The organism is Wenyingzhuangia sp. IMCC45467, assembly GCF_054111205.1.
Map to the genome: position 1 here is coordinate 3330153 of NZ_CM134196.1, position 17993 is coordinate 3348145.

Sequence of the window (17993 nt, forward strand, 5' to 3'; positions counted from 1 at the left end):
AGTATCAGATAGAAAAGAAATAATATTAAAGAAGAGTCTTTAATTATAAAAGAAATCTGATAGGTTTTTATAGCAAAATTAAAGAACCAACGTAAAAGTAATAAATATGTTGTGTTTTTTAACTTAAATAAATTTTATTATTTGTAAAATTCTATAGGAACTTTTTAAAAAATAGAGAGATAAAGTTTTTTATTTTAACTAGTTTTTAGAGTAATTAAACTATAAGAAGAACCTCCTTAAATAAAGAGGAGTAGCCAGGCAGTAACTTATTTAAACTTTACTCAGTATAAACTTCTTTCTCCATCATAAAATAAAAAAGCCTCCTTAAAAAAGGAGGCTTATGTGACCGGGCTGGGGCTCGAACCCAGGACCCTCTCCTTAAAAGGGAGATGCTCTACCAACTGAGCTACCAGGTCAATGAGAGTGCAAATATAAAGGTTTTTTTTAGGGACGAAACTTTTTTTAGCTAGTTTTTTACATGATATTTGCCATGAGTAATATTAGCTGTAAAAATGATGAAATTAGTTTTATTAGGATATATGGGCTGTGGTAAATCGGCAATTTCAAATGCATTGAGTAAGTCTCTGAATTTAAAAAGAATAGATTTAGATGATTATATTGAAGCTAGAGAAAATAAATCAATAGCTAATATTTTTGCAGATAAAGGAGAAATTTATTTTAGAAAATTAGAAACATCTTGTTTACAAGAGTTACTAGATAATAAAGAAGAGTTTATTCTTTCCTTAGGTGGTGGAACTCCGTGTTTTGGAAATAATATGGAAATCATCAATCAAAAATCTACTTCGGTTTATTTAAGTGCCAACATTCCAACCTTGGTAGAACGATTGTTACCAGAAAAAACAAAAAGACCTTTAATTGCTAGAATTTCAGATGATGAATTAGCAGAGTTTATAGGAAAACACCTGTTCGAAAGACGTCATTTTTATTTACAAGCAAAAATTGCAGTCTCTGTAGATCATAAGGCTGTGCAGGTTATAGCAGATGAAATTGTAAAATCTTTGTAAATTAACACAAATAAGCTACGGATTCCTCTTTGCTAAAATCTACCTCAATGGTTTCTTGTAAAGATGTAGATAAAGAAATTCCTTTAAAATCTGCTTTTACGGGATATTCTTTATGATTTCTATTAACCAAAACAGCTGTTCTAAAAGAAGCTAAAGGCACTTCTAAAAAATGCTTAACACCATAAATAAGTGTTTTTCCAGAATTTAAAACATCATCAATTAAAACAATATGTTTGTTTGCGTAGTTTTCTTTGGAAATACTAGTTTCTATAGTGTTTAAAAGGTTTTTCTTATCTAAAATAACTTCGCATAAAGTTATTTTTAAGTCAGAAATTTGTTCTAAATGATTTTTTATTTTTTGTGTAAAAATATATCCATTACCATTAATTCCTGCTAAAATAATTTCGTCAACATCACAATGACTCTCTAATATTTGAAAAGCAATTCTTCTTGTTTTTTGTGTGATTTCTTGATGATTTAAAATAATAGACTTGTTCATGTAATAATGAATTTAATTTTCGGTTTCAAAGTTATTGTTTTCTTGGTATTCATCTAAATCTCTACGATCTTTTTTACTAGGTCTACCAGCACCTTTTTGTCTGTAATAATCTTTAGAATATTTTAGTAACTCTAAATGATCAAAAGCTTCTTTTGGAGTGGTGTCTTTTCTATATAAATCTACCAATTTAGCCCCAACTCTGTTTGGAGGAACATCTAAAACCTCCAATTGATAATTGATTTGATTTTTTCTAACAATTATTTTTTCGCCAATATACACGTCTTTAGAAGGTTTGGCATTAACATTGTTAAGCTTTACATGACCTTTTTTACAAGCTTCAGTTGCTATAGATCTAGTCTTAAACATTCTAATGGCCCATAAATATTTGTCAATTCGCATGTGTTATTTTTGTTTGTTTCTTTCTGCTAAGATATGAAAATTGTAAATTGCGTGTCTTAAAACATTAGAGAATGAATTTTAAAAAATTATGTTTAGCCGTTGCTACAGTAGTATTCGCTGTTGGTTGCGATGAGAATAATAGTATTGAACAATTTGATCATGCAGGTCAATATGTAATAGAAAAGCCTTTAGTTGATGAATTTTTAGCAACTCATTATTATGATGATGTAGATAATGAGATTAAAGAAATTGATAATAACCAAAGTTCTTTATCTGAGGATGCAAATTTACAAACACTAACTACTACGTATAATGAAGTTGAATTTACTATGTATAGTTATGTGTATGAACAAGGAGAAAATGAAGAAGCAGGAAATCAAGATGATGGAGTTCTAAAAGGAAGTCCAGATGCCGATGATTTGGTAAATGTGGCTTATAAAGTTTCTGGAATAGATGGAGACGTACACCAAGAAAGTGATTTAAATGATGGTTTTTTGTATTTAGATAGTTTAATTGAAGGATGGAGAGTAGGAATGTCTGTATTTAGAGGAGGATTTGCTAGTGAGCCTGAAGATACAGAACCAAGACAATATACAGGAACAGGAAAAGGATTTATGATTATTCCTTCTGGATTGGCATATCAGAATTTCGGTAGTGGAGCTATTTCTCCAAATGAAACATTAGTGTTTAAAATAGAATTAAGAACGGTTACTTCTTATGGAGAAGATTTATAACCAATATTAAAACATATTTTAAAAAAGCATCTGTTTAATCTAACAGATGCTTTTTTATTTGTTAGTCATTTCAATTAGTTTACCTACTGTTTTAATATTTCTAGTAGTTGCCAAAACACCTAGTTGCTTTTCAAAATAATTGTTATTTAACTTAGAGTCACTATACTTTGTGGCATATTTTATATAAATAACTTTATTGTCATCAATTTTAAATTCATCAATATAAAAATCTTTATTTTTTAATGCCACTGTTTTACTTGTTTCAGGATTTTCTGTTAAAAAAGTAAGATAGTTGGTTTTATAATCAATAGGATAAGGATAATAATCACAAATGTTTTTAAAATCATTTAAAGTGTAAACAAAAGCTTTTACGTTATATTCATATTTGTTTAAAATAATTTCAGAAAACAAATCACTTATCTCTTTTGTCTTTTGTAAGCTACTTTCCACTATAAAATTTCCACTTTGTATGTAACTTTTAACGGTTAACAATTTGGGGTTTTCTAAAAGAATATTCACAAAATCCTTCATTATTATTTTGTGTTTTCCACTCACATTAATGCCTCTTAACAATACGATATACATTATATAAAAAGTTTGATTTAAAATATAAAAGTATGATTTATATTAGTTTTTAGAGTATTTGTTTATCTTACTTTTGTTATTAAAATAAATACGTTATGAGTAAAGCTATTTACATTGCTGCATCACATTCAAACAGTGGAAAATCTATTGTTACCTTAGGTTTAATGAGGTTGTTGTTAGGTAAAACAACCAAAGTAGGTTATTTAAAACCCATTATTACTGTAGCAAAAAATAAAAAAGATTTTCATATAGAAACCATTATTTCTCATTTTGATTTAGATATAGATTACAATGATGCTTTTGTGTTTACAGGAAAAGAAGTCATTACAAAAAGAAATCAAGGAAAAATAGGGGATGTTATTGATACCATCATCAAACAATACAAAAAAATGGAATCTAAATATGATTTTGTATTGGTTGAAGGTACCGATTTTGAAGGAGATGCCACTTCGGTAGAAGCAGATTTAAACGTAAGTATTGCTAAAAATTTAGGAATCCCGGTTTTAATAATCAGCAAAGCATCAAAAGAATCTGTAGACAATACTATTGAAAACACAAAGTTAATTTATGATACCTTTAAAAATGGGGATGTTGAGGTTTTATCAGTAGTAGTTAACAAAGTAAGTAGAGATCATTTAACCAAAGTAGAAAAAAGGATTTCAGAAATTGTACCCAAATCAGTAGTTACCTGTGCAGTTCCTTTTTCCGATAAATTATCAAGTCCAACCGTAGCAGAAATAGTTAGAGAGTTAGATGCTGAGGTGATGTTTGGAGCATCGGGCTTAAACAACCCTATTAATGCATATGGAGTAGGAGCTATGCAGTTAAGAAATCACCTAAAACATTACGAAGAAAATTATTTAGTAGTAACACCTGGAGATAGAGCAGATATTATTTTAGGATCTTTGCAAGCCAATACCTCTAAAAATTATCCAAAAGTAGCTGGAATTGTATTAACAGGGGGATTAAAACCAGAAGAAACTATATTAAGGTTAATTGATGGTTTGTCAGACATTGTACCAATTGTATCTGTAAAAACAGGAACTTTTGAAACAGCAACCAACGTTGCCAATGTTAAAGCTCAGATTTATTCAGAGAATACCGATAAAATTTTAGCATCCTTAAGAATTTTTAATAAATATGTACCTACTGATGATTTAACCAATAAGTTAATCAACTTTGAAGTGAAAGGGATGACACCAAAAATGTTTCAATACAATATGGTGGATAGAGCTCAAAAACAAAAGAAAAGAGTGGTGTTGCCCGAAGGGAATGATGCACGAGTACTAGAGGCAGCAGCCATGTTAGCTACGTTAAATATTGTAGATATTACTTTATTAGGAGATATAGATGAGTTAAAAACAAAGGCCGAAAAAATAGGGATTGCTATTAATTTTGATAAAATAAAAGTAATAAATCCTGTGAAGTCTGAATATTTAGATGATTTTGTAAATACTCTTTATGAATTAAGAAAACATAAAGGAATGAATTTAGATACAGCTCATGATACCATGACAGATGTATCTTATTTTGGAACCATGATGGTACACAAAGGATTGGTAGATGGAATGGTTTCGGGGGCGGTAAACACCACACAGCACACTATTAGACCCGCTTTGCAGTTTATTAAAACCAAACCAGATGTATCTGTAGTTTCATCGGTTTTCTTTATGTGTATGGAAAACAGAGTTTCTGTTTTTGGTGATTGTGCTATCAATCCAGATCCTACAGCAGAACAATTGGCAGAAATTGCCATTTCCTCTGCAGATTCAGCAGCAAATTTTGGAATAGAACCAAGAGTAGCTATGTTGTCATATTCTTCAGGATCATCTGGTAAAGGAGCACATGTAGATAAGGTAAGAGCAGCCACAGAAATTGTAAAAGTAAAACGACCAGATTTAAAAGTAGAAGGACCCATTCAGTACGATGCTGCTGTAGATGCTGGAGTAGCAAAAAGTAAAATGCCAAACTCTAAGGTAGCAGGACAAGCAACTGTATTAATTTTTCCAGATTTAAATACAGGGAATAATACATATAAGGCTATTCAGAGGGAAACAGGAGCTTTAGCTATTGGACCTATGTTACAAGGACTAAACAAACCCGTTAACGATTTAAGTAGGGGTTGTACCGTTGACGATATTTTTAACACAGTTATTATTACAGCAATACAAGCACAAGAATTATAAAATATGAATGTACTAGTTATCAATTCAGGGAGTTCTTCTCTAAAATATCAAATGATAGAAATGCCATCAGAAAAAGTTATTTGTGGTGGATTAATAGAGCGTATAGGTCAAAAAACATCAAGGTTTGAATACAGTCCTACTCATGGAGAAGGAGTAGAGGTTGAAACAGCTATTGCAAATCATAAAGAAGGTTTAACTATGTTGGTTTCTTACTTGTTAGATGAAAGAGTAGGTATATTAAAATCCACAAATGATTTAAAACTAATTGGGCATAGAGTGGTTCATGGTGGAAGCACTTTTTCTAAAACTAGATTGGTCACTCCTGAGGTAAAATCTAAAATTAAAGATTTGTTTTCTTTGGCACCTTTACACAATCCTGCAAATTTATTGGGTATAGAGGTTTGTGAAGAATTATTTCCAATAGCAAAACAAATGGTGGTTTTCGATACGGCTTTTCATCAAACCATGCCATCAATAGCCTATAAATATGCTTTGCCTAAGCAGATTACCGAAGAGAATAAAATTCGTGTTTATGGATTCCACGGTACAAGTCATAAATATGTATCTGAAAAAGCCAATGCGTTTTTAGGAACTACCCGTACCAAATTAGTTACGTTGCATATAGGGAATGGTGCTTCGGTATCGGCTGTAGAAAACGGTAAATGTGTAGATCATTCTATGGGGTTTTCTCCAACAACAGGATTGGTAATGGGAACAAGAACTGGAGATATAGATCCGTCTGTTGTATTGCATTTAATTAAAAACTTAGGATATTCTGTTGACGAAGTAAGTAATATGTTAAATAAAGAAAGTGGTATGTTGGGAATGACAGGTTATTCCGATTTTAGAGATTTAATAAGTCAAGCCCAACAAGGAAATACCGATTGTGAAGAAGCATTGGAATTGTATGCATATAAAGTAAAAAAGTACATTGGAGCCTACGCTGCCGCTATGAATGGGTTAGATGTGATTGTTTTTACTGCTGGAGCAGGGGAGAATAGTATAGAGTTAAGGGAGTTAATTTGTAAAAACTTATCTTTTTTAGGGATAGAGCTGGATGAAACCTTAAATAATATCAGACCTAAAGAGTTAACAGAAATTCAAACTAAAAATTCTAAAGTTAAATTGCTCATTATTCCAACCAATGAAGAGTTAGAAATCGCCAAGCAATGTTTTGCATTGATATAGATTTGTGATTACAATCAATAATATTTAAAGAGTTTGTCAATTTAATAAGCTCTTTTTTTTATTTTGACTGCACTCTTAGTTTTGAGAGTTTGTATAAATTTTAAAAATTATAAATGTTATGAAAAAAGTATTACTTAGTGTGTTGTTTTTAGCAACAATGATCATGTCTGCTCAAGAAACAGAATTTGAATCTCCCTATTCTAAGGGTAATTTTAGCATAGGAGGTGGTTTTACTATATCTAACTCAGAAAACACCAATGTTAATGGAGAAAATTTAGAAAGTGAAAACTACTCTATAAACCCTTCTGTCGGTTTTTTTATTAAAGATAATTTAATGATTGGTATTAATACTGGATATGCTAAAACAAAAAATGTTAATGAAATAAATGGAACTTTTAGTATGGAAACAGATTCCTATGCTTTAGGTATTTTAGCAGTCAAATATTATAAGGTTTATCAGAGTTTTTTTCTGAATTTTTCAGGGGCAATCATGTATGGTACTACAAATATTACTAAAGTTAATAATACTAATACTTATAATACTGATGAAGAATACTTTGTTGTTTCGGTTTCTCCAGGACTTAGTTGTGTGCTTAATAAGCACATATCTCTAAATGTTGGTTTTAATGATCTTTTAAGTTATAGGTATAGTAATAATAATAATAATAATGATTCAGGAGGGGGAGAGCAAAGTTCAAGTAATCTTTATACTAGTTTAGGAAGTTCTAGTTTGCTGTCTGATTTATCGGTAGGTTTTAGATATTTTTTCTAAACTTATAGTAGAACATTTTTATCAAGAGGCTGTCTATATATTTTTTAGATAGCCTCTTTTTTTATTCTTTTGTTTTTACGGTTTTAATCTGTATCAAGTCTACCAAAAAGGCAAACAGCATAGAGAAATAAATATATCCCTTAGGAATTTCAAAATGAAGTCCTTCTCCAATTAACGAAACTCCAATCATCATTAAAAAACACAGTGCTAATATTTTAAAAGAAACATGTTTGTTAATAAAGTTAACAATAGGTTTTGAAGCAAAAATCATAACAAGTACACTTATAATAATAGCAGCATACATAACGTATAAATTTTGGACCATTCCCACAGCTGTAATAATAGAATCTATAGAAAATACGATATCTAGTAGCAAAATTTCAATTAATAAATTTCTAAAAGTTGGGTTTTTAACTTTTTTATTAGGATGGCTTTGATGGTTTTCCGTATGATGAAAAATTTCTGTACTTGCTTTGTAAAGTAAAAAGACTCCACCACCAAATAGAATGATATTTTTACCACTAAACCCAACCCCTAAAATAGTAAATAAGGCATTATCTAGTTTTAAAATCCAAGAAACAACTGTAAGCAGTCCGATTCTTATAATAGCAGCTAAGGACAAACCAATAATACGGAGTTTATCTCTTTTTTCTTCGGGTAATTTATCGGTTAAAATGGAAATAAATATAATATTGTCTATTCCTAATACAACTTCTAAGAATACTAGTGAAATTAATGGAATGATAATTTCTTGTAACATAATTTAATTTTTTTGGTCAAATTTAAGCAATTAAAAAACCCTCTAACAAAAGTTAGAGGGTTAAAATATAAGCAAGATGTTATTTTAAATTTATTTTACTTTTTCGACGATGGCCTTAAAAGCTTCTGGGTTGTTCATTGCTAAATCCGCTAAAACCTTACGGTTTAACTCGATGTTGTTAGCTTTAACTTTCCCCATAAACTGAGAATAAGACAATCCATGAATACGTGCACCCGCGTTGATACGAGTAATCCATAATCCACGGAAACTTCTTTTCTTGTTTTTTCTATCACGGTAAGAGTAAGCCATTGCTTTCTCAACCGCATTTTTTGCTACAGTGTAAACGTTTTTACGTCTTCCAAAGTAACCTTTTGCTTGCTTCAAGATTTTTTTTCTTCTGTTTCTTGAAGCTACTGAATTTACTGATCTAGGCATAATTTCAATGTTTTTTGTAGTAAGGCGATTTTCAATTACGAATTCTCAATTAGTAATTACGAATGGATAATTCGTAATTCGTCATTCAATAATTATTAATTCTTAAAGCCCACTCCATGGTTAATAATTTAATATTCCCGTTAAACTTAAATTACTTTAAGTTTAATTGATTTTTGATGTTTGACTCATCACTTTTGTGAACTAACCCATCATGAGTTAATTTCAACTTACGCTTTTTAGACTTCTTTGTTAAGATGTGACTTTTAAAAGCGTGCTTTCTTTTTAATTTTCCAGTTCCAGTTACTTTGAATCTCTTCTTAGCACTAGATTTTGTTTTTAATTTAGGCATCTCTATAAGTTTTTATTCTTGCTTATTTTATTTTATAGTTCTTAAAATTAAAAGTCTGTTAAAATGTAAATATTTACTATAAGTAAACTTTTAACAGGATAACTTTTAAAATTTTAGAAACTAGCTTTTACTTTTTTACCTTAGGAGCAATAAACATAATCATACGTTTACCTTCTAGTTTAGGCATTTGTTCTACTTTACCATATTCTTCAAGTTCTTGAGCCAATTTTAATAATAAAATTTGCCCTTGATCTTTAAATATGATAGAACGACCTTTAAAGAAAACATACGCTTTTAGTTTTGCACCATCTTGTAAAAATTTAATAGCGTGTTTCTTTTTAAACTCGTAATCGTGTTCGTCTGTTTGAGGTCCAAAACGGATTTCTTTTACAGTTACTTTTGTTGCTTTCGCTTTCATAACCTTATCGCGTTTCTTTTGCTCGTATAGGAACTTTTTGTAATCGATAATTTTACACACAGGAGGAACTGCTTTAGGTGAAATTTCAACTAAATCCAATTCTAAGTCCTTTGCTAAAAATTTTGCTTTGGCTAAAGGGTAAACTCCAACTTCTACATTTTCTCCAACCAAACGTACCTCATCCACATAACGAATATGTTCGTTAATTCTGTGTGGATTTTCTTTAATAATTCTCGCAGGTCCTTTAGACCTTCTTCTTTTAATTGCTATGGCTTTATATTTTTGCTCTCATATTACTATGAGAAATTAAACTCTATTTAAATGTTACTAAGGTTTTTTCTACTTCGTTAGATACATGTTTTATGAAATCTTCTATAGAAAAATTTCCTAAATCTCCTTCTCCGTGTTTTCTTACAGAAACACTACTATCTCCTTCCTCTTTTTCTCCTACAATTACCATGTATGGAATCTTGCTCACCTCAGCATCTCTAATCTTTCTACCGGTCTTTTCATTTCGGTCGTCAATTAGCGTGCGAATTTCGGAATTTTCTAGCAATTCTGAAACTTTTTCGGCATATTTCTGATATTTCTCACTGATTGGCAGTATAATAACTTGTTCTGGCATTAACCAAAGGGGGAAATTACCTCCAGTATGTTCTAACAACACTGCTATAAAACGTTCCATAGATCCAAAAGGAGCACGGTGAATCATTACTGGTCTATGATCTGAATTGTCTGATCCCTTGTAGGTTAAGTCAAATCTTTCAGGTAAATTGTAATCTACCTGAATAGTTCCTAACTGCCAACTTCTACCTAAGGCATCTTTTACCATAAAGTCTAATTTAGGTCCGTAAAAAGCAGCTTCACCTGTTTCTACCACATAATTTAAACCTTTTTCTTTGGCAGCGTTTATAATTGCATTTTCTGCTTTGTCCCAATTTTCATCAGAACCAATATATTTACTTGGGTTTTCAGGATCTCTTAAAGACACTTGTGCTGTAAAGTCTTCAAAACCTAAAGAACCAAAAACATATAGTACCAAATCAATTACATCTTTAAACTCTTGGTCTAATTGGTCTGGAGTACAAAAAATATGTGCATCATCTTGTGTAAAACAACGTACACGTGTCATTCCGTGTAATTCTCCACTTTGCTCGTATCTATAAACAGTACCAAATTCTGCATAACGTTTTGGTAATTCTTTATAAGAATAAGGCTTGTAGTTAAACACTTCACAGTGGTGCGGACAGTTCATTGGTTTTAATAAGAACTCTTCGTCCATTTTTGGAGTTTTGATAGGTTGAAAACTATCTTCTCCATATTTTTCATAGTGACCAGAAGTAACATATAATTCTTTCTGACCAATATGTGGTGTCATCACCATTTCGTAACCTGCTTTCTTTTGTGCTTTTTTTAAGAAATCTTCTAATCTACTTCTTAAAGCAGCTCCTTTAGGTAACCATAAAGGTAATCCTTGTCCTACTTTTTGAGAAAAAGTAAACAATTCTAATTCTTTCCCTAACTTACGGTGATCACGTTGTTTTGCTAATTCAAGTAATTCTAAATACTCCGTTAACAACTTTGCTTTAGGAAATGAAATTCCATAAATACGTGTTAATTGAGGGTTTTTCTCATCTCCTCTCCAATAAGCACCTGCAGCGCTCATTACTTTTACGGCCTTTAAAATTCCAGTGTTTGGAATATGACCTCCACGACATAAATCTGTAAAATCATCATGATCGCAAAAAGTAATTTCTCCATCGGTTAAATTTTCAATCAATTCAATTTTAAATGGATTGTTTTCTTCTTTGTATTTAGCCAAAGCATCTGCTTTAGAAACTTCGCGTAAAGTAAACTCGTGTTTACCTCTGGCCAATTCCAAAAACTTTTGCTCAATTTTAGGAAAGTCGTTTTCAGAAACTTTGTGTTCTCCAAAATCAATATCGTAGTAAAAACCATTTTCTATGGCCGGACCAATAGTCAATTTTACACCAGGATATAATTTTTGAATAGCTTGTGCTAACACGTGAGCAGAAGAGTGCCAAAACGCTTTTTTTCCTTCTGGTTGCTCAAATGTATATAAGGTTAAATTACCGTCGGTGGTTAATGGGGTTTTGGTTTCAACGGTTTGTCCATTAAAGCTTGCAGAAATCACATTTCTGGCTAAACCTTGGCTAATGCTCATAGCCACATCCATTGGAGTACTGTTTTTTTCGTACTCTCTTACACTTCCATCGGGTAAAGTAATATTAATCATTATAAATATTTTTTGCTGAGCAAAGATACATTTAAAGTATAAAGTACAAAAGTATATAGTATAAAGTATTGTGGCTAAATAACTGGTTTTTGGATAAGGGATTTATCTTAAAATTAGAACCTTATTTTTACCAAACAAGATTCTTTGAACTGTAAATTATTTAATTTTTGAACAAAAAAAACTATTTTTGAAAAGCTAGGGGAAAAAGGAAGAAACAGGGTGTATTAATTAAATCTTTTTAATGAATATTGTAGTTACTAAAATTAACAATTGGTTTATAAAATATAAACCCTATTTTTTTTCTTATTCTAACGGTTTTTTTAAACTATTTTACTTAGCAGATTCTCCAGAATTAATAGTAGAGAGTAATATTAAATATCCTTTTGTTAAACACGATGCCGAAAGACAATTGACTTATTGTGATAATTCCTTTGTTAAATCTAGGATTGGTTATGCAGAACTTGAAAAGGGGTTGTGGTGTATTAATTCTCATATTTATTTTAAGAACAACATTTCGTTTACTCCCATATATGATGAATCAGAAACATCAATCTATTATTGTTTAATTATTAATGAGGTTAAAAATGAATATCCTTCTAAGTATTATAAGATAAATAATGTTGTAGTAAAAAATTATTCATTGAGTTTTTTAAGGCCTAAAATAAAATTTGAAAATTTTCATTTTAAAGGAGCTACAGAGAATTTATATCAAATTTATTTTGATAAAGCTTGGTATGAAAACAATATTAAAACACTACCAAACTTACCTGCATCAGTCATTGAATTGTTTGAAAACAAGAATATAGACTTTATTAACTATACTATCAATATTGAAGAGTTTAGATTGGTTTATGATGAGTTTTACAATGCTTTTAATTCAGACACAAAACCAAATTATATCTCGCTAAAAAAAACAACTTATACTTTTTTTGAATTGTTTTTAGAAAATTACCAACATGCTGTGGTTTCTAAAACATCAAAATTAAAAAGTAAGGATAGAGTTCTTTTGAAAAAAGTAGAAGACTATTTGTTAGATCATTTACTTGAAAAGTTTATGGGAATAGAAGAAATTTCAGAAATGTTTAAGGTTTCTCCAACTAAATTAAAAAAAGATTTTAAAGCCTTGTATGGCGTTACCATTTATGGATATTTTAAGGAAAAACAAATGAAACTAGCTTTACAAATACTTAATCAACAAGATTGTAAAATTAAAGAACTAGCAACCATGTTTCATTATGAAAACTATAGTAAGTTCTCAAAAGCATTTCTAAATACTAACGGTTTTTTACCCTCTGAAAATCCTAAAAGATTAAAAATGTCTTTATAGGGGGATAAAAGTTGTTTTTTGGGGTAGTCTGTAAATTTACCAAACAAATTATTAATAATGAGTTTGTGTATTATCTATAAAAGAATAGGTGTGTTAATTAGATATTATGAATAAGTAGTTTTAAGGTTTGAAATCAAATCAAAAAAAGTTATTTTTGCGCATGCAACAAAAAGTACTTATTCTAGATTTCGGATCTCAAGTTACGCAGCTGATAGCTCGTCGAGTGAGAGAATTAAACATTTATTGTGAAATTCACCCATACAACAGCGAAAAATACAATTTTGCTGATTATAAAGCAGTTATTTTATCGGGTTCTCCACACTCTGTTAGAGGAGAGAATGCTCCTAAAATTGACTTGTCAGAAGTAAAAGGTAAAAAACCATTATTAGGAATCTGTTATGGAGCTCAATACTTAGCACACTTTTTTGGTGGAGAAGTAGGAGCATCAAACACAAGAGAATATGGTAGAGCCAATTTATCTTTCTTAGATCATACCAATCCTTTATTTGATGAAATTAAAGAAGGAAGCCAAGTATGGATGAGCCACTCTGATACCATTTTAAATTTACCTGAGAATTATGAGTGTATTGCAAGTACACCTGATGTGAAGAATGCAGCATATCATGTAAAAGGTGAAGACACTTATGCAATTCAATTCCATCCAGAAGTATATCATTCTACAGACGGAACTAAATTGTTAGAAAACTTTTTAGTAAAAATTGCCGGAGTAGCTCAAGAATGGACACCGAATAATTTTGTAGAAACTACTGTTCAAGAAATTAAAGACAAAGTAGGAAACGATAAAGTGGTTTTAGGATTGTCTGGTGGGGTAGATTCTACTGTGGCTGCTGTTTTATTAAACAAAGCTATCGGTGAGAACTTATACTGTATTTTTGTTAATAACGGTTTGTTACGTAAAAACGAGTTTGAGGGTGTATTAAAACAATACGAAGGAATGGGCTTAAATGTAAAAGGAGTGGATGCTACTGACAGATTCATGAAAGAATTAGAAGGTTTATCTGATCCTGAATTAAAGCGTAAAGCCATTGGAAAAGCATTTATTGATGTTTTTGATGCTGAAGCTCACTTAATAGAAGATGTAAAATGGTTGGCACAAGGAACTATTTATCCTGATGTTATCGAATCTGTTTCTGCAGATGGAGGGCCATCAGCAACCATAAAATCTCATCACAACGTAGGAGGTTTACCAGACTTTATGAAGTTAAAAATTGTAGAGCCTTTACGTATGATTTTTAAAGATGAAGTTCGTAGAGCAGGAAAATCAATGGGAATAGATCCTGAATTGTTAGGACGTCATCCTTTCCCAGGACCAGGATTGGCTATTCGTATTTTAGGAGATATTACTCCAGAAAAAGTAGCAATGCTACAAGAGGTAGATGCTATTTTTATTAATGGATTAAAAGAACACGGATTGTATGATGCTGTTTGGCAGGCTGGAGCAATTTTATTGCCTGTTCAATCTGTAGGAGTAATGGGAGATGAGCGTACTTATGAAAAAGCTGTTGCTTTACGTGCGGTTGAGTCTACCGATGGTATGACGGCTGATTGGGTAGACTTACCTTACCCTTTCTTACAAGAAATATCAAATAAAATTATTAATAGTGTTAAAGGAGTAAACAGAGTTGTTTATGACATTAGCTCTAAACCACCAGCAACTATTGAATGGGAGTAATTTTTAAAAGAAATTAAATAAAACGCCAAATAACAACAGTTATTTGGCGTTTTTGTTTTATTAATAATTAATTTACCTCAATCATTCAAGGCTACTAATTACTCATATTTGGTATAATATATGTAATATTGCCATTAGAAAAGAACCCTTATACACTATGCGAATATTTAAAATATGTAGCTTTTTTTTAATGTTATTAAGTACTTCTTTATTTGCGCAAGAAGTAAAAGAGTATAAAACAGAAAAAGGAGAATCTCTAAGAGATGTAGCTAAAAAGTTTGATGTTGGTTATAGAGATTTGATGAAAGCAAATCCAAACACGTCAAGATGGCCTAAAGAAAATACTTTGGTTAAAATTCCTACTACAACGTTAAAATTAGATAAGAAAACAAAAAGAACCAAAGATCGTAGACCAGATAATAAAAACGATTTAATTTCATCAAACGGGGTAGATTCTTTAGGGATTCACGTTGTAAAACCAAAAGAAACATTGTATAGCTTATCTAAGTTGTATAATGTGCCAATGACTACTTTAATTAAAGATAACCCTGTTTTAACTTTTGAAGGTTTAAAAATAGGACAAGAGTTGAAAGTCCCTTTTAAAGAACCTGAGGTTTTAAAAGCATCAAAAAATCATATTGTAAAAAGTAAAGAAACTTGGTATGGTATTTCTAAATTATATCATATTACTATTGATGAATTAAAAGCTGCAAATATTGAAATGGCAAAAGATGGATTAAAAGTTGGAGCAGTTATAGAAATTCCTGCTTCCAATAATCCTGCTGCTCAAATGCAAATTTCTGAAAAACCAGATGAGAATTCACACGTAATATCTAAAGGAGAAACGTTGTATAGTGTTTCTAAATCTTATGGAATTAGTGTTGATGAATTATTAGCGGTAAATGATACTGTTGTAGTTGATAGCTTAGTGATTGGAACTGTGTTACAATTACCCAAAAAAGTTATTGAAAGTGTTGTAGTAAGTACAGCCTCTCCTTTTTATAAACAAACTCCTGTTTTTTATAATTATAACAATGATAAAGATACTTTACAAGTAGTGTTAGAGGATTTTTCAGTATCTGTAGATTCTTTAAAATCGTTAAATCCAACCTATGATGATATCATAGATGATGGAGGAAAGTTATTAATGGGGTTTAAAAATACACATCAATTATTTGGAGACCAAGAATGGTTTAAAGACTCAATAGTAACAACTGAACCTATTAAAGCAATGGTAATGCTTCCTTTTGATTTTAAAAAGAATGATACTTTAAGTCAAGAAACATTATTTGCCAATCCAGCAGCTTTACCAACCATTGTATCTGATTTTTATATGGGGGTGGAAATAGCTATAGATTCTTTAAAAAAGCAAGGGATACAAGTAAGTTTAGATGTTGTAGATACTGAAAAACATGTAGATTCTATTTATAAAAATATAGAGAAGTACAAAGCAATGCAGCCAGATGTAATTGTGGGGCCTTTATATAGCTCTAATGCTATGTATGTTGCTACACAGTTTACGGGGGTTCCTGTGTATTATCCTATTTATTCTAAAAAGCAAACCACTTTTATGAATAGTAATTTAATCAAAACATCTACAGATAAGGCTCTGTTTAAGAAAGAGATTTTATCTTTTATAAAAGAAAACAGAAAAGGACAACATTTATTAATAGTTGGTTTAAAAAATCAACAAAATGAATTACAAAAATTAAAAAATCAATTGTCTAAAAAAGATAGTTTGGGGAATATTTTAGCAAATGACGTGTCAGTATTAACATTGTCCAATGGTTATATTGCTAAACAAGATTTTTTAAATAAAATTAAGTTAGATAAGCCTAATTGGATTTTAATTGCAGATAAAGACAATGTGGTCACTTCTGATGTGTTTAATAATGTAGTGAATTTGCCAAAAGAAAATAGGAACAAAACCCCTGTGAGAATTTTATCTTTTGAAAAATCAGATTATATAAGTAAAATATCATACGATGCCTTGTACAAATATCACTATACATATGCTACAGACCAAGTTGAGTATGGTGAAATAGAAAATAAATCTTTTGAGCAATCTTATTTAAGAAAGAACAATCAATATCCAAGTGATCATGCTACTCGTGGTTTTGATGTAACGTATGATGCAGTACTACGTGTGTTAAAAACTAGAACAGGTGGTAAAAATCTTTATGCTCCATCTTATAGAAGTAAAACGGCTTTTGTGTATAAAAATGGAGAATTACCAACAAAATCTAATCAAGCTGTGTTTGTAAACTCTATTGAGAAAACAAAAAAGGAAGGCTTAAAAATAATAAGATTAAGATAGTTTAGAGGCTATTTTATCAATGGTAATATCAAAAGGAGTGTAGTTAAAATCTACACTCTTTTTTATTTTATTACCGTTGTAGTATCTCTTTTTTTGAGCAGCTTTAGCACTGTATTTGTTAAGGCCAACTTGCAGGTTACCAAAAGAAATAAAAGAGAAAAAACTATTAATTCTCCATACTACTTCAGTAATACTTCTGCTAATTTTATATTGTGGAGGTTTAACGCTCAGTTTATTAGCTATTAAAGTAAATATGTCTTTAAAACTAAGATTGTCGTTAACCAACACAAATCTTTCATTTTTAATGTTGCTCATCATTAAGCTAATCATGGCATTGGTAACATCGTTTACATCAACAACTCCAGTAATTCCAGATGTATAAAACTTAAATCCGTTTCTAATTTTTTGAATAAGTTTTCCTGTGTTTACATTCCATGCTCCAAAACCAAAAATAACTCCGGGATTTACAATTACTACTTCTAAATCTTCTTGAGAGCCTCTCCAAACTTCCATTTCAGCTCCAAATTTAGATAAACTATAGTCGCTATGATCTCCTTCAGGATTCCATTCAGAATTTTCATCCATTATATTACTGCCAGGTTTTTTAGAAAGCGTAGCTATAGAACTTACATAGCATAGCTTTTTAATATGGTTGGAGATACATAAGTTTACAATGTTTGCAGTTCCTTCAATATTTACTTTTCGTAATTTATCACTGTCTTTAGGAGAAAAAGAAACCATGGCAGCAGCATGGTAAACATAAGTAATATCTTTAAAAGCTATTTCTAAAGCAGGAATATCCGTAATATCTGCTTGTCTCCAAATGATTTTCTCGTAGGTTTTGATAGATTTGTACAGCTCAAAAATTTCTTGAGTTATTCTTTTAGTTTTTTCATCTCTGTATAAGGCAACTACTTTTTCGTTAGTGTTGCATAATTTATAGAGTAGATGAGCCCCTACCAAACCTGTTCCTCCTGTTACTAAAATCATAGTTCGAAATTAATCAATTTTAGGAAATATTAATTGTTAAATTTACTTTTCAAATTTTA

At 30.5% G+C, this 17993-nt stretch carries 17 protein-coding genes and 1 tRNA gene; 8 read left to right on the plus strand and 10 right to left on the minus strand.

The features are described 5' to 3' along the window. Nucleotides 1–343: 343 nt before the first annotated feature. A tRNA-Lys gene (locus ACXGQT_RS14140) sits at nucleotides 344–416 on the minus strand. 99 nt (nucleotides 417–515) lie between these two features. On the opposite strand from ACXGQT_RS14140, the gene ACXGQT_RS14145 reads away from it, so the two are divergent. After that, nucleotides 516–1025: a shikimate kinase gene (locus ACXGQT_RS14145; protein WP_457829230.1), complete on the plus strand. Its 510-nt coding sequence runs from the start codon at nucleotides 516–518 to the stop codon at nucleotides 1023–1025. Nucleotide 1026: 1 nt separating this feature from the next. On the opposite strand, the gene ACXGQT_RS14150 is transcribed toward ACXGQT_RS14145, so the two are convergent. Further along, nucleotides 1027–1524, minus strand: a complete 498-nt coding sequence (locus tag ACXGQT_RS14150) for a phosphoribosyltransferase family protein (protein WP_457829231.1) — start codon at nucleotides 1522–1524, stop codon at nucleotides 1027–1029. Nucleotides 1525–1536: 12 nt separating this feature from the next. Beyond that, complete coding sequence (locus tag ACXGQT_RS14155; RefSeq protein WP_457829232.1) at nucleotides 1537–1923, minus strand: RNA-binding S4 domain-containing protein; 387 nt, start codon at nucleotides 1921–1923, stop codon at nucleotides 1537–1539. Between the two features lie 71 nt (nucleotides 1924–1994). Here ACXGQT_RS14155 and ACXGQT_RS14160 point away from each other — a divergent pair, with 71 nt between their 5' ends. After that, nucleotides 1995–2657: an FKBP-type peptidyl-prolyl cis-trans isomerase gene (locus ACXGQT_RS14160; RefSeq protein WP_457829233.1), complete on the plus strand. Its 663-nt coding sequence runs from the start codon at nucleotides 1995–1997 to the stop codon at nucleotides 2655–2657. Between the two features lie 54 nt (nucleotides 2658–2711). Here ACXGQT_RS14160 and ACXGQT_RS14165 read toward each other — a convergent pair whose 3' ends face one another. Further along, nucleotides 2712–3242, minus strand: coding sequence for a DUF1697 domain-containing protein (locus tag ACXGQT_RS14165; protein WP_457829234.1), 531 nt, complete (start codon nucleotides 3240–3242; stop codon nucleotides 2712–2714). 95 nt (nucleotides 3243–3337) lie between these two features. Between ACXGQT_RS14165 and pta the strand changes: the two genes are divergently transcribed. The 3 genes from pta to ACXGQT_RS14180 all read left to right on the plus strand — a co-directional run bounded on the left by pta (nucleotide 3338) and on the right by ACXGQT_RS14180 (nucleotide 7388). Beyond that, nucleotides 3338–5428 (plus strand): phosphate acetyltransferase, encoded by a 2091-nt coding sequence (pta, locus tag ACXGQT_RS14170; protein ID WP_457829235.1) that lies wholly within the window; start codon nucleotides 3338–3340, stop codon nucleotides 5426–5428. Nucleotides 5429–5431: 3 nt separating this feature from the next. Further along, complete coding sequence (locus ACXGQT_RS14175) at nucleotides 5432–6616, plus strand: acetate/propionate family kinase (RefSeq protein WP_457829236.1); 1185 nt, start codon at nucleotides 5432–5434, stop codon at nucleotides 6614–6616. A gap of 118 nt (nucleotides 6617–6734) precedes the next feature. After that, on the plus strand, nucleotides 6735–7388 hold the full coding sequence (locus tag ACXGQT_RS14180; protein ID WP_457829237.1) for a hypothetical protein: 654 nt from the start codon (nucleotides 6735–6737) through the stop codon (nucleotides 7386–7388). 61 nt (nucleotides 7389–7449) lie between these two features. Here ACXGQT_RS14180 and ACXGQT_RS14185 read toward each other — a convergent pair whose 3' ends face one another. The 5 genes from ACXGQT_RS14185 to thrS form a co-directional block, all read right to left on the minus strand. Then, a complete protein-coding gene (locus ACXGQT_RS14185) occupies nucleotides 7450–8148 on the minus strand; it encodes a TerC family protein (RefSeq protein ID WP_457829238.1) in 699 nt (232 codons plus the stop codon). Between the two features lie 90 nt (nucleotides 8149–8238). Beyond that, entirely contained in the window at nucleotides 8239–8583 is a 345-nt protein-coding gene (rplT, locus tag ACXGQT_RS14190) for a 50S ribosomal protein L20 (RefSeq protein ID WP_073121366.1), read from the minus strand. Nucleotides 8584–8734: 151 nt separating this feature from the next. Beyond that, nucleotides 8735–8932, minus strand: a complete 198-nt coding sequence (gene rpmI / locus ACXGQT_RS14195) for a 50S ribosomal protein L35 (protein WP_068824420.1) — start codon at nucleotides 8930–8932, stop codon at nucleotides 8735–8737. Nucleotides 8933–9059: 127 nt separating this feature from the next. Next, the gene (gene infC, locus ACXGQT_RS14200; RefSeq protein ID WP_457830826.1) at nucleotides 9060–9578 is read right to left on the minus strand and encodes a translation initiation factor IF-3; all 519 of its coding nucleotides are present in this window, start codon (nucleotides 9576–9578) and stop codon (nucleotides 9060–9062) included. A gap of 85 nt (nucleotides 9579–9663) precedes the next feature. After that, on the minus strand, nucleotides 9664–11607 hold the full coding sequence (gene thrS, locus ACXGQT_RS14205) for a threonine--tRNA ligase (RefSeq protein ID WP_457829239.1): 1944 nt from the start codon (nucleotides 11605–11607) through the stop codon (nucleotides 9664–9666). 241 nt (nucleotides 11608–11848) lie between these two features. Here thrS and ACXGQT_RS14210 point away from each other — a divergent pair, with 241 nt between their 5' ends. From ACXGQT_RS14210 to ACXGQT_RS14220, 3 genes are all read left to right on the plus strand, one after another. After that, nucleotides 11849–12934, plus strand: a complete 1086-nt coding sequence (locus ACXGQT_RS14210; protein ID WP_457829240.1) for a helix-turn-helix domain-containing protein — start codon at nucleotides 11849–11851, stop codon at nucleotides 12932–12934. A gap of 160 nt (nucleotides 12935–13094) precedes the next feature. Further along, nucleotides 13095–14627 carry a glutamine-hydrolyzing GMP synthase gene (gene guaA, locus ACXGQT_RS14215; RefSeq protein WP_457829241.1) on the plus strand — a complete coding sequence of 511 codons (1533 nt, stop codon included), beginning with the start codon at nucleotides 13095–13097 and terminating at the stop codon, nucleotides 14625–14627. A gap of 190 nt (nucleotides 14628–14817) precedes the next feature. Continuing rightward, nucleotides 14818–16944, plus strand: a complete 2127-nt coding sequence (locus tag ACXGQT_RS14220) for a LysM peptidoglycan-binding domain-containing protein (RefSeq protein WP_457829242.1) — start codon at nucleotides 14818–14820, stop codon at nucleotides 16942–16944. On the opposite strand, the gene ACXGQT_RS14225 is transcribed toward ACXGQT_RS14220, so the two are convergent. Continuing rightward, nucleotides 16936–17934 (minus strand): SDR family oxidoreductase, encoded by a 999-nt coding sequence (locus ACXGQT_RS14225; protein WP_457829243.1) that lies wholly within the window; start codon nucleotides 17932–17934, stop codon nucleotides 16936–16938. The genes ACXGQT_RS14220 and ACXGQT_RS14225 overlap by 9 nt on opposite strands. Between the last annotated feature and the right edge of the window lie 59 nt (nucleotides 17935–17993).

Bases quoted from the DNA above. Each gene is read 5' to 3' on its own strand.
- pta (WP_457829235.1), top strand. From the start codon at position 3,338: ATGAGTAAAGCTATTTACATTGCTGCATCACATTCAAACAGTGGAAAA.
- ACXGQT_RS14165 (WP_457829234.1), bottom strand. From the start codon at position 3,242: ATGTATATCGTATTGTTAAGAGGCATTAATGTGAGTGGAAAACACAAA.
- ACXGQT_RS14220 (WP_457829242.1), top strand. From the start codon at position 14,818: ATGTTATTAAGTACTTCTTTATTTGCGCAAGAAGTAAAAGAGTATAAA.
- ACXGQT_RS14175 (WP_457829236.1), top strand. From the start codon at position 5,432: ATGAATGTACTAGTTATCAATTCAGGGAGTTCTTCTCTAAAATATCAA.
- guaA (WP_457829241.1), top strand. From the start codon at position 13,095: ATGCAACAAAAAGTACTTATTCTAGATTTCGGATCTCAAGTTACGCAG.
- ACXGQT_RS14225 (WP_457829243.1), bottom strand. From the start codon at position 17,934: ATGATTTTAGTAACAGGAGGAACAGGTTTGGTAGGGGCTCATCTACTC.
- ACXGQT_RS14185 (WP_457829238.1), bottom strand. From the start codon at position 8,148: ATGTTACAAGAAATTATCATTCCATTAATTTCACTAGTATTCTTAGAA.
- thrS (WP_457829239.1), bottom strand. From the start codon at position 11,607: ATGATTAATATTACTTTACCCGATGGAAGTGTAAGAGAGTACGAAAAA.
- ACXGQT_RS14210 (WP_457829240.1), top strand. From the start codon at position 11,849: ATGAATATTGTAGTTACTAAAATTAACAATTGGTTTATAAAATATAAA.
- rpmI (WP_068824420.1), bottom strand. From the start codon at position 8,932: ATGCCTAAATTAAAAACAAAATCTAGTGCTAAGAAGAGATTCAAAGTA.
- ACXGQT_RS14145 (WP_457829230.1), top strand. From the start codon at position 516: ATGAAATTAGTTTTATTAGGATATATGGGCTGTGGTAAATCGGCAATT.
- ACXGQT_RS14155 (WP_457829232.1), bottom strand. From the start codon at position 1,923: ATGCGAATTGACAAATATTTATGGGCCATTAGAATGTTTAAGACTAGA.
- ACXGQT_RS14150 (WP_457829231.1), bottom strand. From the start codon at position 1,524: ATGAACAAGTCTATTATTTTAAATCATCAAGAAATCACACAAAAAACA.
- ACXGQT_RS14160 (WP_457829233.1), top strand. From the start codon at position 1,995: ATGAATTTTAAAAAATTATGTTTAGCCGTTGCTACAGTAGTATTCGCT.
- ACXGQT_RS14180 (WP_457829237.1), top strand. From the start codon at position 6,735: ATGAAAAAAGTATTACTTAGTGTGTTGTTTTTAGCAACAATGATCATG.
- rplT (WP_073121366.1), bottom strand. From the start codon at position 8,583: ATGCCTAGATCAGTAAATTCAGTAGCTTCAAGAAACAGAAGAAAAAAA.